The sequence below is a fragment of the Thermomicrobiales bacterium genome (genome assembly GCA_037045155.1).
Classification (GTDB): domain Bacteria; phylum Chloroflexota; class Chloroflexia; order Thermomicrobiales; family CFX8; genus JAMLIA01.
Genome location: JBAOIG010000002.1, coordinates 153,577 through 167,774, shown reverse-complemented (window position 1 = coordinate 167,774; position 14,198 = coordinate 153,577). Strand labels below are relative to the sequence as shown.

Annotated in this window: 11 protein-coding genes and 2 pseudogenes; 5 read left to right on the top strand and 8 right to left on the bottom strand. The window is 64.7% G+C overall.

What is annotated here, in order from left to right:
• The first annotated feature begins 255 nt into the window (after nt 1-255).
• Both V9F06_00965 and V9F06_00960 read left to right on the top strand, forming a co-directional pair.
• Nucleotides 256-762, top strand: a complete 507-nt coding sequence (locus V9F06_00965) for a MaoC family dehydratase (protein MEI2616190.1) — start codon at nt 256-258, stop codon at nt 760-762.
• Nucleotides 759-2,120: an MmgE/PrpD family protein gene (locus V9F06_00960; GenBank protein MEI2616189.1), complete on the top strand. Its 1,362-nt coding sequence runs from the start codon at nt 759-761 to the stop codon at nt 2,118-2,120. Before V9F06_00965 ends, V9F06_00960 begins: the two co-directional genes overlap by 4 nt.
• A 38-nt stretch (nt 2,121-2,158) precedes the next feature.
• Here V9F06_00960 and smc read toward each other — a convergent pair whose 3' ends face one another.
• Together smc and V9F06_00950 are read right to left on the bottom strand one after the other, a co-directional pair.
• Entirely contained in the window at nt 2,159-5,734 is a 3,576-nt protein-coding gene (smc, locus tag V9F06_00955; protein MEI2616188.1) for a chromosome segregation protein SMC, read from the bottom strand.
• 111 nt (nt 5,735-5,845) lie between these two features.
• Nucleotides 5,846-6,406, bottom strand: a complete 561-nt coding sequence (locus V9F06_00950) for a DsbA family protein (GenBank protein MEI2616187.1) — start codon at nt 6,404-6,406, stop codon at nt 5,846-5,848.
• A 439-nt stretch (nt 6,407-6,845) separates the two neighbouring features.
• Here V9F06_00950 and V9F06_00945 point away from each other — a divergent pair, with 439 nt between their 5' ends.
• On the top strand, nt 6,846-7,958 hold the full coding sequence (locus tag V9F06_00945; GenBank protein ID MEI2616186.1) for a hypothetical protein: 1,113 nt from the start codon (nt 6,846-6,848) through the stop codon (nt 7,956-7,958).
• 214 nt (nt 7,959-8,172) lie between these two features.
• Nucleotides 8,173-8,514: a zinc-ribbon domain containing protein gene (locus tag V9F06_00940; protein MEI2616185.1), complete on the top strand. Its 342-nt coding sequence runs from the start codon at nt 8,173-8,175 to the stop codon at nt 8,512-8,514.
• Between the two features lie 93 nt (nt 8,515-8,607).
• Here the strand turns inward: V9F06_00940 and V9F06_00935 are convergent, their stop codons facing one another.
• The 5 genes and pseudogenes from V9F06_00935 to V9F06_00915 form a co-directional block, all read right to left on the bottom strand.
• Nucleotides 8,608-9,273 carry a hypothetical protein gene (locus tag V9F06_00935; protein MEI2616184.1) on the bottom strand — a complete coding sequence of 222 codons (666 nt, stop codon included), beginning with the start codon at nt 9,271-9,273 and terminating at the stop codon, nt 8,608-8,610.
• A 72-nt stretch (nt 9,274-9,345) separates the two neighbouring features.
• A pseudogene (locus V9F06_00930) lies at nt 9,346-9,498 on the bottom strand (transposase).
• Nucleotides 9,473-9,760 carry a hypothetical protein gene (locus V9F06_00925; GenBank protein ID MEI2616183.1) on the bottom strand — a complete coding sequence of 96 codons (288 nt, stop codon included), beginning with the start codon at nt 9,758-9,760 and terminating at the stop codon, nt 9,473-9,475. The pseudogene V9F06_00930 and the gene V9F06_00925 overlap by 26 nt, the downstream one beginning before the upstream one ends.
• Before the next feature lie 92 nt (nt 9,761-9,852).
• Complete coding sequence (locus V9F06_00920; GenBank protein MEI2616182.1) at nt 9,853-10,605, bottom strand: hypothetical protein; 753 nt, start codon at nt 10,603-10,605, stop codon at nt 9,853-9,855.
• Nucleotides 10,606-11,351: 746 nt separating this feature from the next.
• Nucleotides 11,352-11,644 (bottom strand): annotated as a pseudogene (locus V9F06_00915) (transposase).
• A 926-nt stretch (nt 11,645-12,570) separates the two neighbouring features.
• Between V9F06_00915 and V9F06_00910 the strand changes: the two are divergent.
• Nucleotides 12,571-12,708 (top strand): hypothetical protein, encoded by a 138-nt coding sequence (locus V9F06_00910; protein ID MEI2616181.1) that lies wholly within the window; start codon nt 12,571-12,573, stop codon nt 12,706-12,708.
• A gap of 509 nt (nt 12,709-13,217) precedes the next feature.
• Here V9F06_00910 and V9F06_00905 read toward each other — a convergent pair.
• Nucleotides 13,218-13,883 carry a hypothetical protein gene (locus tag V9F06_00905; GenBank protein MEI2616180.1) on the bottom strand — a complete coding sequence of 222 codons (666 nt, stop codon included), beginning with the start codon at nt 13,881-13,883 and terminating at the stop codon, nt 13,218-13,220.
• Between the last annotated feature and the right edge of the window lie 315 nt (nt 13,884-14,198).

Genomic DNA, 14,198 nt, shown 5'->3' with positions numbered 1-14,198 from the left:
AGAGACAATTCATGTTCGATTAAATATCACAAGTATTGCCACCAACACTCGTTATCGGATGTCTGGCAGTAGATTCTGGCGTGATAGCCTGGTCACCCCTGGATGTGAGACACAGCCATGGTTGCCACCTTCCTCGGGATCTTCTAGCAGCTGGTCGGTCCATAATAGGGATGGATGTCGACGAGCGACGCCAGACTCGGCGATTTCGGCCCGGGCCCGGCGGCGCCGAAGACGATTCTGTTCAGGAGGAAGCGCATGGCGATCAGGCCCGGCTGGGCAGGTCGGTTCTACGAGGACTTTGTGGTCGGCGACGTCTACCAGCATCCGCTGGGACGGACGGTGACGACGACCGACAACATCTGGTTCACCTTGCTGACCCAGAATACCGCGCCGATCCACTTCGACCACCACTACGCGGCCCAGACCGAGTTCGGCAAGCCGCTGGTGGATTCCACCTTCACCTTGGCGCTGGTCACCGGTCAGAGCGTCACCGACGTCTCACAGAACGTCTTCGCCAACCTCGGCTGGGACGAGGTGCGGCTGCCGAATCCTGTCTTCGAGGGCGACACGATCTACTCGCAGTCGGAGGTGCTGGCGACGCGCGAGTCGAAGTCGCGGCCGAACGTCGGCATCGTGACGGTGCGGACGACCGGCTATAACCAGGATGGCACGGTCGTGATCGAGTTCACGCGCACGCTGCTGGTCTACAAGCGCGGCCAGGGGCCGAAGATCGCGCGGCTGCATCCGGAGGGGGAGCGATGAGTGGCACGACTGGCGAACTGGCGGAATTCACTGCCGGCCTGCAATTCGCCGACCTGCCCGGCGCGGTTGTCCGGCGCGCCGAGGATCTGTTCCTCGACTGGCTGGCATCGACGCTGGCCGGGCGCGGGGCGCGGCCGGTGCGGGCGCTGGAGCGCTTTGCCGAGCAGATGGGGCCGGCCGATGGGCCGAGCGAGCTGCTGACTTCGCGGCGGCGCACCTCGCCGCTGTTCGCCGCGCTGGTCAACGGCGCGGCGTCGCACGTCGTCGAGCAGGACGACGTCCACAACGGCTCCGTCTTCCACCCCGGCGCGGTCGTCTTCCCGCCGGTGCTGGCGATGGCGCAGCAGACCGGAGCGTCCGGGCGCGATCTGATCGTCGCGGCTGTGGCGGGCTACGAGGCGGGCATCCGGGTCGGCGAGCTCCTCGGTCGCTCGCACTACACGATCTTTCACACGACCGGCACGGCCGGGACGGTTGCGGCGGCGGCCGGCGTCGCGCGCCTGCTGGGGCTCGACGCCGAGCAGACGCTGCACGCCTATGGCTCGGCCGGCACGCAGGCGGCCGGCCTCTGGGAGTTCCTCCGCGACGCCGCCGACTCGAAGCAGCTCCATACCGCCAAGGCGTCGGCCGACGGCCTGCTGGCCGCCTGCGTCGCCCGCGACGGGCTGACCGGCGCGCGCCGCATCCTGGAGGGGCCGCAGGGCATGGCGGCCGGCATGTCGCAGGACGCCGACCCGAGCCGGCTCACCGACGGGCTCGGCACGCGCTGGGCGCTGCTGGAGACCTCGTTCAAGTACCACGCGTCGTGCCGCCATACCCATCCGGCCGCCGACGCGCTGCTCGCGCTCATGCGCGACGAGGGGCTGCGGGCGGACGACATCGCCCACGTCCGGGCGCGCGTCCACCAGGGGGCGATCGATGTGCTCGGGCCGGTCGTCGACCCGCGCACGATCCACCAGTCGAAGTTCTCGATGGGCTTCGTGCTGGCCGTCGCGGCGACGCGCGGGCACGCGAGCGTGACCGACTTCACCGAGGCGGCGCTGGCCGATCCGGCGGTTCGCGCGTTCCACGACCGGGTCGAGATGGCGCTCGACCCCGAGATCGACGCCGCCTACCCGCGCCAGTGGATCGGGCTGGTCGAGGTCGAGACGACCGATGGCCGGACGCTCGTCTCGCGGGTAGATGTGCCGAAGGGCGACCCCGGCAATCCGCTGACGCGCGGCGAGCTGGAGGACAAGGCCCGCCTGCTGGCCGGCTACGACCACGGCGCAACGGAAGCCGAGATCGACGCGATCGTCGCCCGTGTCTGGCGACTGGCGGATGAGCCGGACGTGCGCGATTGGCTGCCGCCGGCCTGATTGGCAGCAACTATTTCGTGCCGATGAGGATGGCTGCTTCAGCCGCCAGCCGAGGCTGTCTCGTACGCTTCGACGGCCTCGATGGCCTCCTCCAGACGTAGCGAGAGGACGCGCGAGACGCCGTCGCCGCTCATCGTGACGCCGTAGAGTGTGTCCGCGCCCTCGATCGTGCCGCGGTTGTGGGTGATGACGACGAACTGGGTCGCGCTGGCGAGGTCGCGCAGCTCGTCGCGGAAGCGCACGACGTTCGACTCGTCGAGCGCGGCGTCCACCTCGTCCAGCAGGCAGAACGGGCTGGGGTTGACTCGCTGGATCGCGATCAGCAGCGCGACGGCAGTCAGCGAGCGCTCGCCGCCGGAGAGAGCGGTCAGGTTCTGCAGCCGCTTACCCGGTGGCTGGGCGACGATGTCGATGCTGGCCGCGCCATCCTCGCTGGTAGTCAGCGCCAGCCGCGCCATCCCGCCGCCGAACAGGCGGGTGAAGGTCTGCTCGAATGCGACGGCGACCTCGCGGAACGTCTCGTTGAACTGCGTCGCCATCCGACCGTTCAGGTCGGCGAGCACCCGGCGGAGATTGCCGGCGGCCTGCTCGACATCCTCCAGTTGCCGCAGGAGGTGAGCCAGACGCGCCGACTCCGCGTCGTGCTGCTCCAGCACATCCTCGCCGACGGCGCTCATCCGGCGCAGCCGGTCGCGCAGCCGGGCAATCTCCGCCTCATCGGCCGCAGCTTCGTCGTTGTCGCCAGTTGTTGCCAGCGTGGTCGGGTCGTCGACGCCGAGGTCGTTTCGGATTCGCTCGACCAGGAACACCTGCTCGTCCTGCACGCGGGCCAGCCGCAGAGCGGACTGGTCGCGGTCGCGTTCGGCGGCGCGGATCAGCTCGGTTGCCAGATCCAGCGCGCGCTCCGCCCCGGCGAATGCCTCGTGGACGTGGTCGCGAGCCTTACGCAGCGCCGGCAGCGCGGCGTTCGCCTCGTCGAGTGATGTCGCGAGCTGCTCAATCTCTCGCTCGATTTCGTTGCCCGCTGCGGCATCCTGCTGTGCCGTGGACTCGATCTGCTCGATCTCCCTGCGTCGGGCGATGATGCCGCGCTCGGTGGCCGCTATGCGGTCGGCCGCCTGCTGGCTCGCGATGTTGGTTGCCCGCAGTCGCTCGCGTATCTCGGCCAGCGTGGCGCGTAGCCCGCTGGCGCGATCGACCTCGATCGTGTCAGCGTCGCGCAGCTGAGTGGCCAGGGAGGAACGTTCGGCAGCCAGCGCGTCGTGCTCGGCGCGCAGCAGCGTGATCTGCTCGCGTGCCCGCGCCTCCGCGTCGTCCAGCTCGGCGAACCGGGTTGCAGTGTGGCGTTGTTGATCTCCAGCGCTGGCCATGGCCGTCTCGATCGTGGTCAGGTCTGCCCGCGATCGCGCAAGGTCCGCATCGGCAGAGCGTTGCGCGCCCGAGAGTGACTCGACCCGGCTGCGCTCGGCGGCGATCCGCTCGGCAGCGTTGGCCTCCTCACGCCCGCTGACGGAGATTTCATCGCGAATATCTGCCAGCCTCTCGATCGCGGACGCGACGCGACCGGGCAGCGCGCGTCGCTCGCGCTCGCGAGCCAGCAGCCCGGCCTCGTTGGCCCGTCCCCCGCCTGTCACTGCCCCGGATGGGCGCGTGATCTCGCCGGCAAGCGTCACCAGCGTCCATCCGCGCGCGCGGTTGAGCAGACGTCGGGTGGCGTCCAGATCGCGGACGATCAACGTCCGGCCGATTGTTTGCTCGACGACCGGCCGGACGCGCTCGGGAAATGCGACCAGCTCAGACGCGACGCCGATGAGGTCGGGGTCGCGGATCTCGAGCGCCAGTGGGCGTGGGGCGCGAACGGTGTCGAGCGGCTGGAAAGTGGCTCGGCCGCTCTGGGTGCGTTTCAGGAAGTCGATCGCGAGGCGGGCATCGTCCCAGCGTTCGACGATCAGATCCTGCAGATGCCCGCCGAGGGCGACCTCAATCGCCGTCTCGAGCTCCTTCGGCGTCTCGATAACCTCGGCGACAGCGCCGACCAGCCCCGGCAAGTCCAGCGTGCCGCCCCTTACGGCGCGGACGACGGCGCGAACCCCGGCATAGAGTCCCTCGCCGCTGGCATGCGTGCGGTCCAGCAGCTCCAGCCGCGCCTGTAGCGCAGTCAGGTCGCGGGCGGCGTCGTCTGCCAACCGACGCTCGTCAGTCATCCGCGCGCGAATCGCCCGCGCGTCGTTCTCGGCCGCGACGAGCGCGGCCACAGCGCGCTCGCGCTCCCTCGCGTGCTCCTCCGCTCGCGATTCGGCGGCCGCGATCGCCGCGCTGGCGGCATCACGCCGAGCCTGTTCGCGAGCGATCGCCGCGTCTGCGCCGGCTGACTGCGCCTCGACCGCCGCGCGTCGTTCGGCCAGGCCGGCCAACACGCCTTCCAGCTCGGCCCCGCTGCGCGCCAATGTCAACGCTTGCTGGTCGGCAAGCTCCAGCGCCGTGCGGAGGCCGGCGCGGTGGCGGCGAGCCTCTTCCTGTGCCGCGTCGCGCGCTGCCAGGTCGTGCTCAAGGGTGGCGACCTCAGCCGACAGTCGCTCCCGATCGTGAGCCAACCCGGTCGATTGGGCGATCGCAGCGGCGTTCTCTCGCTCCAGCTCGGCGCAGCGCTCGCGGATATCGGCCGCTCGCTGGTCGGCCGAACGGGTGCGGGAATCCAGAAGCTCCAGTCGGTGGCGGGCATCGGACGCGGCCCGGTCGCGGTCGGCGGCTCGCTGGGTCAGCGCGGCCAGGTCGTCGGACAGGCGTCGATCCTCGTTTCGCAGCTCCGCCAGCCGCTGGGCGGCGATGGTGTGAGCGCGCTCGCGCTCCGAAAATGCATCGTCGGAGGTATCGAGTGCGTCTCGCTCTGCCGTAACCTTTGCCGTCGATTCAGCCCAGAGCGCATAGTAGTGGCGGCGCTGGAGATCGTGCAGCCGGTCGCGGACAGCGCCGTACTCGCGCGCCATCTTCGCCTGCCGCTCCAGCTGGCGCACACGTGGCTCGAGCTCGGAGAGGATATCGCGGAGGCGCACCGAATTGGCCGACGCCTCGGCCAGCCCGCGCTCGGCGTCATTAGCCCGCAGCCGGAGGCCGGCGATCCCGGCCGCGTGCTCGAACAGCCCGCGTCGTTCCTCTGGCCGCTGGCTGAGCGCGGCGTCGACGAGCCCCTGGCCGATGATCGTGTACGACTGCCCGATCGGCGCGACGAGCTGCTGGACATCCTTCAGCCGCACCCGGCTGCCGTTGATCAGATACTGGTTTTCGCCGCCGCGAAAGGCGCGGCGAGTGACCGTGATCTCGCTGAACGGGAGTGGCAGGTCGCCGTCAGTATTGTCGAGAGTCAGGACGACCTCGGCTAGCGCCTGCTGGGCGCGCTTGTCCGACCCGGCAAAGATGACGTCGTCGGTGCGGCGGCTGCGCAGGTTCGCGTGGCCTTGCTCGCCCAGCACCCAGCGCAACGCCTCGGCCACGTTCGACTTGCCCGACCCATTCGGCCCGATGATCGCGGTGATCCCACGGTCGAAGACGAACGGCGTCGCCGTCGCAAAGCTCTTGAATCCCTGAATGTCGAGACGTTTGAGAAGGACCGTCATCCGGCGCTCGTGACTCCCCAGCTCATCCGGTGTCAAACCCCGATGCTACCACCCGGCGGTTGGGTCGGGCGTCCTGGCTGCGGCGCGGCCGGGACGCCCTGCCACCTTGCGTCAATCCGCGGCGTCGCGCTTATCGCGTCCGAGCTGCGCCATGACCTGCTCGAACACCGCGTACGGCTGAGCGCCGACGATCGCCCGGTTGCCGAGGATGAAGGCCGGTACGCCACTGAAGCCGACCCGCTGGGCCAGCTCGTAGTCGGCCATGACCCGCTCGCGGTAGCGACCGTCCTCGACCGCCGCGGCCATCGCCTCGGCGTCGACCCCGACCGACGTGGCGATCTCCTGCAGCACCTCGATCTTGCCTATGTCCATGCCCTCGGCCCAGTAGGCGGTGAAAACCGCATGATGGAATGCGTCGAAATCGCCGTTCTCGCGGACGAACTCTGCCGCCTCCAGCGCCGGGAGCGAATTCGAGACCCAGTCGCGGTCGACGATCGGCAGGCCGGCCGCGGCGGCCATCTCACGCAGCGGAGCGCCGCGTTCCTCACGGACCTCCGGTGGGTACGGGTGTGGCCGGCCCTCTGGCGGCGTATCCGGGGCGAGCAGGAACGCTCGCCACTCGACGACGACATCGTAGTCCCGCTTGAGCTGATCGACTCGAACCGAGCCGATGTAGCAGAACGGTCAGACGTAGTCGGAAAAGACGACGACGGGCACCGGCTCGCCGGGTCGCACTTCCATTGTTTCCATCCATCCCTGCCTGCCGCGGCGCACCCGCGACGATGGTCGGATCATGCCACAGCATCCGGGCCGGCGAGGATGTCGGGCCTGCTCTCGTCACGGAACGAAGACGCTGGGCGCGGGATTCCTGTTCTCAGTGCAGGACGACCGCGTGACGGTCAGATCAGGCGGCCGATAGCTTGATGAATCGCGCTATACTCGTGACACGCCCATTCTCTACCTCCGACTGCGGCACGACTCACGCGTCCCAAGTGAGGATTGTCATGACCGCTCGAACGACGCTGCTGGTGTCTGACGGGACGATACCGTGGCAGAGCGTCGCCGCTCGTCTGTTCGACCTGCTATACCGTCAGGAGATGGGGGCGCACCGATGAACCGCGTTTCGCGGTTGACTCTCGTCGCTATCGGGTTCTCCAGTGTTCTGGTAGGCATGGTAGCGCTCTATGCGTTGCTTGCGCCGAGAAGCAGTGATAACGATGCGACCAGGCAACAGGCGCGAACCAGCACTGATGTGGCGTTGCTGCTGATAACCCCCGCCGTGCCTGACTCCACACCGACGGCGCTCACCGATCACGAGCGGGCTAACGTGGATGCAGCACTCAAGACGGTGTACTACTACCTTGGCGTGACGGACGCAGTGCGAAGCGGCGAGGCGCGTGTTCTGTTCGCCGAGCCAGTCTTCCAGCAGCAGCTGCTTGACTTCGGGCTCGCTGGAACGCCCTACCCGCCGACGTGCAAGCGTGAGATGGCACTGGTTATCGTTGGTGGCGACTTCAACATTGAATACCTCGCTCCCGGGTTCCTCCACCGTCCACCCGCGTCATACATCGGCTTCGTCTACGACGTCGAGTCGGGCATATTGTCCGGGATCATCACTTCTGAGGACGGGTCGATCTTCAAGTCTGCGTTACGTGATCCAAGCTTGCCGGATCGCGACCCACGCGAAATGCCGACGCCATCCGGTGAGGGCGGCTGGGTTTCATGTGAGACCGTCGAGGCCCCCGCAGGACCGGCGCCCGCCACGCCCGAGCCGCCGGCGACTCCCGCTCCTGGCCAGCCGTATCCAGACAACCCCGCCTTCGCCGGCCAGGACCTGACGGTCGTCCGGACGGACGCGCCGCCGCTGATCTCGCAGGCGGAGGCGATGGAGGCGGTAAGCCGACTGGGCGTCCCGTGGGGCAACGGCGGCGAGTGGGAGGGACGGACGGTGACGGTCGTGGCGACCTATGGGCTCGTTACCGCCGGTCAAGCCGGCGAGGGCGGCAAGCCATGGGTCGGGCTGCGCAACCTCCCGCTGCCGGACGGCAAGACGCTCGATCACATCGAGGGACGGCGGATGTGGGTCGTCGACTATGGCAATACGTTCTTCATCGGGGCCGGCTGCCCCGAGTGCACGCCGCCTCCCAACTACAACCACTCCGTCTACCTCGTCGACGCGGAGACGGCGTCGGCCTGGGTGGCCTGGGGGTACGTCGGGGAGTGACGCGCCGGTCGCGGAATTTGTCATGATGTATTGCTTGACACCCGTGTTTCTGGTACGATTGCTATCAACGGTCACGAATTTCCGCGCCGATGTCTCCGGTGACACCAAGGGCTTGTCGCCTTCCTCATCTCGCTGAAAGACCTGTCCGACTAAACCCAGATGTCACCTCGTCCATGTTGGGCGGGGACTGTTCAGCGAGGAGAACGCTACAACGATGTTGACTGACAAGACCCTGACCTGCCGCGATTGCCGGAACGAGTTCGTGTTCACGGTTGGCGAGCAGGAGTTTTACGCCGAGAAGGGCTTCACCAATGAGCCCACCCGCTGCCCAGACTGCCGGCGCGCCGCCAAGGCGTCCCGCCAGGGTGGCGACTCGGGATACCGCAGCGACAGCTACGGCTCCCGTGGCGGTGGCGCGCGCGAGATGCACGACGCCGTCTGCGATCAGTGCGGCAAGCAGACCCAGGTTCCGTTCGTTCCGACGAGCGGCAAGCCGGTCTATTGCTCCGACTGCTTCCAGTCGCGCCGCGAGCAGCGCAGCTACAGCCGCTGGTAGGCACTACCCACTAGCACGTCCAACGCCCCGGGAGAGCCCTTGCTCCCGGGGCGTTTTCTTATCCTGCGGCCGACTGCCGAGCGGTATCCGCGCTTATCGTGGTCCATGACATTGCTCCTCGACAGTCGAGACCTTTGCGAACACGGTGTTGGGCACGACCGCAGGATCGTAGACATCGAGCCGGCCATAGGCGCCTTCGGACATTCGGATGACGGATCCATCCGCCGCCAGCTCGGTCAGGCTGCTGGAGATGCCACGTTGCGCCGCGCCAATCGCCCCTCGCATGACTGTTGTGCCGCCGCCTCGTCGTTCCAACTGCTTCTCCCACGTCGTCAACGGACCGTTCGCCGAGAACGACCGCCGTGGTTCGACGCCATCAAGAGGTGGCGTCGTTGGCACGATCGGAGCGTCGCCCGTTACCAGGAAAAATCCGTACTGTTGCAGCGTGACCGCATCGACGAGAAACGGCGGACCGGCCGGCCCCGGTGGTGGTGGCGAACTGCCGGCTTCGACGCAGGCGGCGCCTCCCGGATGTAGCTGGTTCGTGCCGGCTGCCCAGACGGTGTAGGCGGTCCGGTCCTCATACCCGTTCTCCTGCACAAATCCGCCGTCGCTATCGGTGGAGATGGTGTGCAGACGCTTGATGACACCGTCGCCATCGAGCTGCACCCAGATCTCGGAAACGATCGTCGACTCTCCCGACGCCGCGCTGGATTCCACCCAGTGCAGGACGGCGTTCGCACGGACCGGACTCTGCATCAGCCAAGGTCGAGAATCAGCATCCGGCGGTGCGACTGTGGCTAGAGGGTGTTATGATCCTGTCTGAGAAGGCTATGTTCGAACTCTGCGAACCATCAGGTGCGTCATCGCGATCAAGATCATGACTTCACTCGTCTCGGGATGTGCCTCGTAATCCTTGCTCAACCGCCGGTATCGATTCAACCAGCCAAACGTCTGCTCAACGATCCAGCGTTTCGGCTCGACATGCATGCCCACCTGCCTGCAACGCCGCCCACACCTTCGGTGCCGACAGCGGCATGTCGAGGTAGGTGATGCCGGCCGGAGTCAGCGCGTCGAGGACGGCGTTGACCATCGCCGGCGACGGACCGGTCGGCGCGCATAGGAGCCGGTCGTACGCCTCGGCAACCTCGTTGGAGAGGACGACGGTCGTGCCAGCCAGCGCCACCTCCAGCGTCGGGCGCAGGGTAGTAGCGGAGAGGCGCAGGTGGAGCCGCCGCGCTGCCAATGGTCGTCGGAACGATGAAGGCGAATCTTCGCATCCGGGACAACTCTCCCTGCGTATCCGCCTGGAATACGCGTGCCAGCGAAGGCTATGGATTATGGACCTTCAACCGAAGAGGACACCAGCCCCGTGTCTTCGAGATGCCAATAGAGCGGTTCCAGACGCACGTCGCTGATGGCGATCTTCTCCCGAAGATCCATCGATAATGAATCAACAACCGTTGCTCGAGTCAGGTCGACGAGAAATACCGCATCGAGCTTGGACAGCGCGTCATACGACTGTCGATCAACGACAACCTCCGCATCGATGACGCCGAGGATACGTAGCGGGCTAGCACCTTTACTCTCCTGCCGCGCGGCAAAGTCGGCGACATGGTCGAGGTCTAGCACAACGCCGTTCGGTTCGGGCGCACCACCGAGTGTGCCACGCCGCCCATCTGGCTCGATCGTGCGGATCTGGTAGCTGATGACCGTTGCGCCCGAGGGCTCAATCAGTCCCGCGAACTCATCAATGGGAACTGGCCGACGAAACGTCACCAGCGCCGGCACTGTTTCGTGCTGGCTGAATGTTGCCTCTGTGTTCGACCTCGCGGCGTCTGCGTATGACAGGAGGGATTCGCGGCTGTATGAGCTGAAGATAACGCCAGCGGCGACATTGCCGTCGAACTCCTCGGTTCGGATCGTCCATCCAGGACCCTGCTGCAGCGTATCGCTTGCGAGAGGCGGGAACTCCGGCTCGGCAATGGTCGCCTTGTCGCTCATCCTCATGATCGCTAGCGAGACGAACGCCACGATAGCGAATGTTGCAGCGCCGCGTCGAATCCTTTGTTGTCGGTTAAGACCGCGCATTTCGCCTCCTTAAAAGGTATGATCGCGACGGAAATCGATCAACAATTGAATGGCCAAGAGTTCGCACGAGAACTCGGGTATGTGAACTTGCAGAGCCAGGTCGATCCCACTCTATATCGACCGATCGCTGTCGTTATATAAGAAGAAACGTTGATCTCTCCCGTGTCCCCCAGTCCAGTGTTGAAGTTAAAGTTAGGATCCCAATACTCAACCTCTATGTTGTAGCCTCCTGGCGAGAACGATGGTGACCATCTGAACTTGACCTCCTCGTGCCGGCCGTCGCCGTTATCGTCTTGGCTCCACTTCTCGATATTAGGGAAGTTCGTGTAATACCAACCTGTGGCATGAATTCCTCCAGCATGGTAGCCGCCGCCAACTGCTTGGTCATCAAAACTTATCGTCGTCGGGACATACTGGTAGTTGGTTCCTTGCCAATAGGAATACAAGCTCGACCGGCGATTGGCGTCGTAATAGGTCGAGTCTGTGCTTGCATAAACATGATGGCCCCAGGCACCGAGTTGGCTGTATGTTTTATAGCCTCCCCAATAATTGATCCACGAAGGCGCGTACCAACTGAGACCTGCGGTCCCTCGATACTTTGGCCCCTTCCACGTTACCCCGGTGGCTGCCCATGCGTATCCCGTCGTCGCTACGATTGTAGCGATGATGATGAACACCGATACCTTCCTCATGGTGCGCACCTTTCCAGTTGAGTTTTTGTCCTTCGTCGGGTATACTTCACTTGATCACCGATTTACAATAGGGTATTGTGCACTCATCACTAGCAGGATCTTCGTGAGTCGACCGAACATCAACGCGGCGAACGCGACCAGATGCAACCCGCGACCGTCCCCGGCATGCGCGCATAATCCCTGGCCAGACGCCGAAACCGGCGCAGCGAGGCGAACGAGCGCTCGGCCACCCAGCGCCACGGCAAGAGCACAAATCCCTGTCGCGCCTCCGGCAACTTCACCACCTCCAGCCGGATCCCCCAGCCGGCGGCAGCCTCCTCCGCGTTCCGCCCCGTATACCCCTGTTCGTCGTCGCTGACATCACTCGGGTAGGGATTGCGAAGTGTTCTGGTATCCTTGGCCCAAGGGCACCGAGCATTCGCTTAAGTGCATAACACCCTCTAGCACTGACAGATTGTTACCGTCTGGAACCAGCCCAGTTGTTGGTAGTGGCGGTCGTGACCCAGGGATGTGTCCCGCGATCGAGTCACGGTCGCCACCCGCAGTGACAACTGCAAGGAGCATTGCTGCTAATATCGAGAGAAGCGCGATGGCGAAGGTCCTCTTGCCCACGAGGAGCCTCCTATCAAAGCACTGGCGGGGTTGTCAGCATGGGACGAGATGGCGACAGTGCCAGACAAAACCTGGCAACTATGACTATTTGTTGGTTCGATAATAGTCGACGACTCCTGTTGTGTCAAGTAGCTCCCGACTGTCATCATAAGTAGGCTGTCAACGTCAACGTGGCACGAATGTTGGCGCGGCAGCCACCCCCGTGGCCTGTCATTCTGAGTAGTCGACCCGCAGGGGATTTGTCAGGTCGGCAGCCTCCCGGTCTTCTGTCATCCTGAACGGAGTGAAGGATCCGTTTCCCCGCGTTCGCTGCCACCGAGGAGGGACGGATTCTTCGCTTCGCTCAGAATGACAGAGCCAGTGACACCCTCAAGGGTGACATATTCACTGCGGTTGACTATTGAGGCCTCAGCCGAAGGATCTCTCCTGCGTTGGACTGCATCGAGCGGGAGGGAGATCCTTCACTGCGGTTCAGGATGACAGGGGGAGGAGCAGGCTGCCGATCGGACAGTGAGGCGTTGACAACCCACAAGACGCATTGGTCCGCCACCGCCGACGGCTGCCCGACGGGTTCCGCGTGTCTACGCGATGACCCGCCCCTTCGATCCTGCTGTACACTGCGATCTCTGGGCAGGGCGAGGAGACCACGCGGGAGGCTTTCATGGCGACGACACTACCGAAGACGACGCCCGATGGGGCGACGGTGATGCTGCAGGCAGAGCTGCGCGGGCGCATTGACGGCGAGGTGCGCTTCGATCGCACGTCGCGGATGCTCTGCGCGATCGATGCGAGCCATTGATCGCGCTTGCCAAGGTATTATCGAGGGGTCGACGCAATAGCGTCGTCGCGTCATGGATACCAAAAGCCATATGTTCCTTCCCATGAGGATGTGCTATATCTCATGCGCGATCCGGAATAGTATACGCGATATTGATGAACCTCCCATGGTTTACAGGATTGATAGTATCCAAACGCTGCCGATCCACTATCTCCATAGGTGGCATTATACGCGGTGCCAGATCCCGTCATTTGATTCGTCCAAGAACTGGTGCACGTATCCTCTGTCCAATAACCATTGTGTCAATCCGGTACGACGTTGGAACCCACGTTTGTCCCCAAACATCCCAACCGAATGTGTCATTCCAGCGCGCACAAGCGCTGCCGTCGAGATCGCCTCCTTGTACATAGTAATCCTGAACTGCCCATCCACATGACCATGGCGTCCACCCGGCATGCGCTGTCGACGGTGCAAAAAGGGCGCCTGCAAGCACTGTGGCTAAAACTACGACCGCTAGGAGATATCTGCACTTATCGTGGTCCATGACATTGCTCCTCGATAGTCGAGACCTTTGCGAACACGGCGTTGGGCACGACCGCAGGGTCGTAGACATCGAGCCGGCCATAGGCGCCTTCGGACATCCGGATGACGGATCCATCCGCCGCCAGCTCGGTCAGGCTGCTGGAGATGCCACGTTGCGCCGCGCCAATCGACCCTCGCATGACGGTTGTGCCGCCGCCTGGTCGCTCCAACTGCTTCTCCCACGTCGTCAACGGGCCGTTCGCCGAGAACGACTGCCGTGGTTCGACGCCATCAAGAGGTGGCGTCGTTGGCACGATCGGAGCGTCGCCCGTTACCAGGGAAAATCCGTACTGTTGCAGCGTGACCGCATCGACGAGAAACGGCGGACCGGCCGGCCCCGGTGGTGGTGGCGAACTGCCGGCTTCGACGCAGGCGGCGCCTCCCGGATGTAGCTGGTTCGTGCCGGCTGCCCAGACGGTGTAGGCGGTCCGGTCCTCATACCCGTTCTCCTGCACAAATCCGCCGTCGCTATCGGTGGAGATGGTGTGCAGACGCTTGATGACACCGTCGCCATCGAGCTGCACCCAGATCTCGGAAACGATCGTCGACTCTCCCGACGCCGCGCTGGATTCCACCCAGTGCAGGACGGCGTTCGCACGGACCGGACTCTGCATCAGCCAAGGTCGAGAATCAGCATCCGGTGGTGCGACTGTGGCTAGCACTGGCAGATTGTTACCCTCTGGAACCAGCCCAGTTGTTGGTAGTGGCGGTCGTGACCCAGGGATGTGTCCCGCGATCGAGTCACGGTCGCCACCCGCAGTGACAACTGCAAGGAGCACTGCTGTCAATATCGCGAGAAGCGCGATGGCGAAGGTGCTCTTGCCCAGGAGGAGCCTCCTATCAAAGCACTGGCGGGGTTGTCAGCATGGGACGAGATTGCGACAGTGCCTGATGACACGCGTCGATTACGAATGCTTGTTAACTCAATA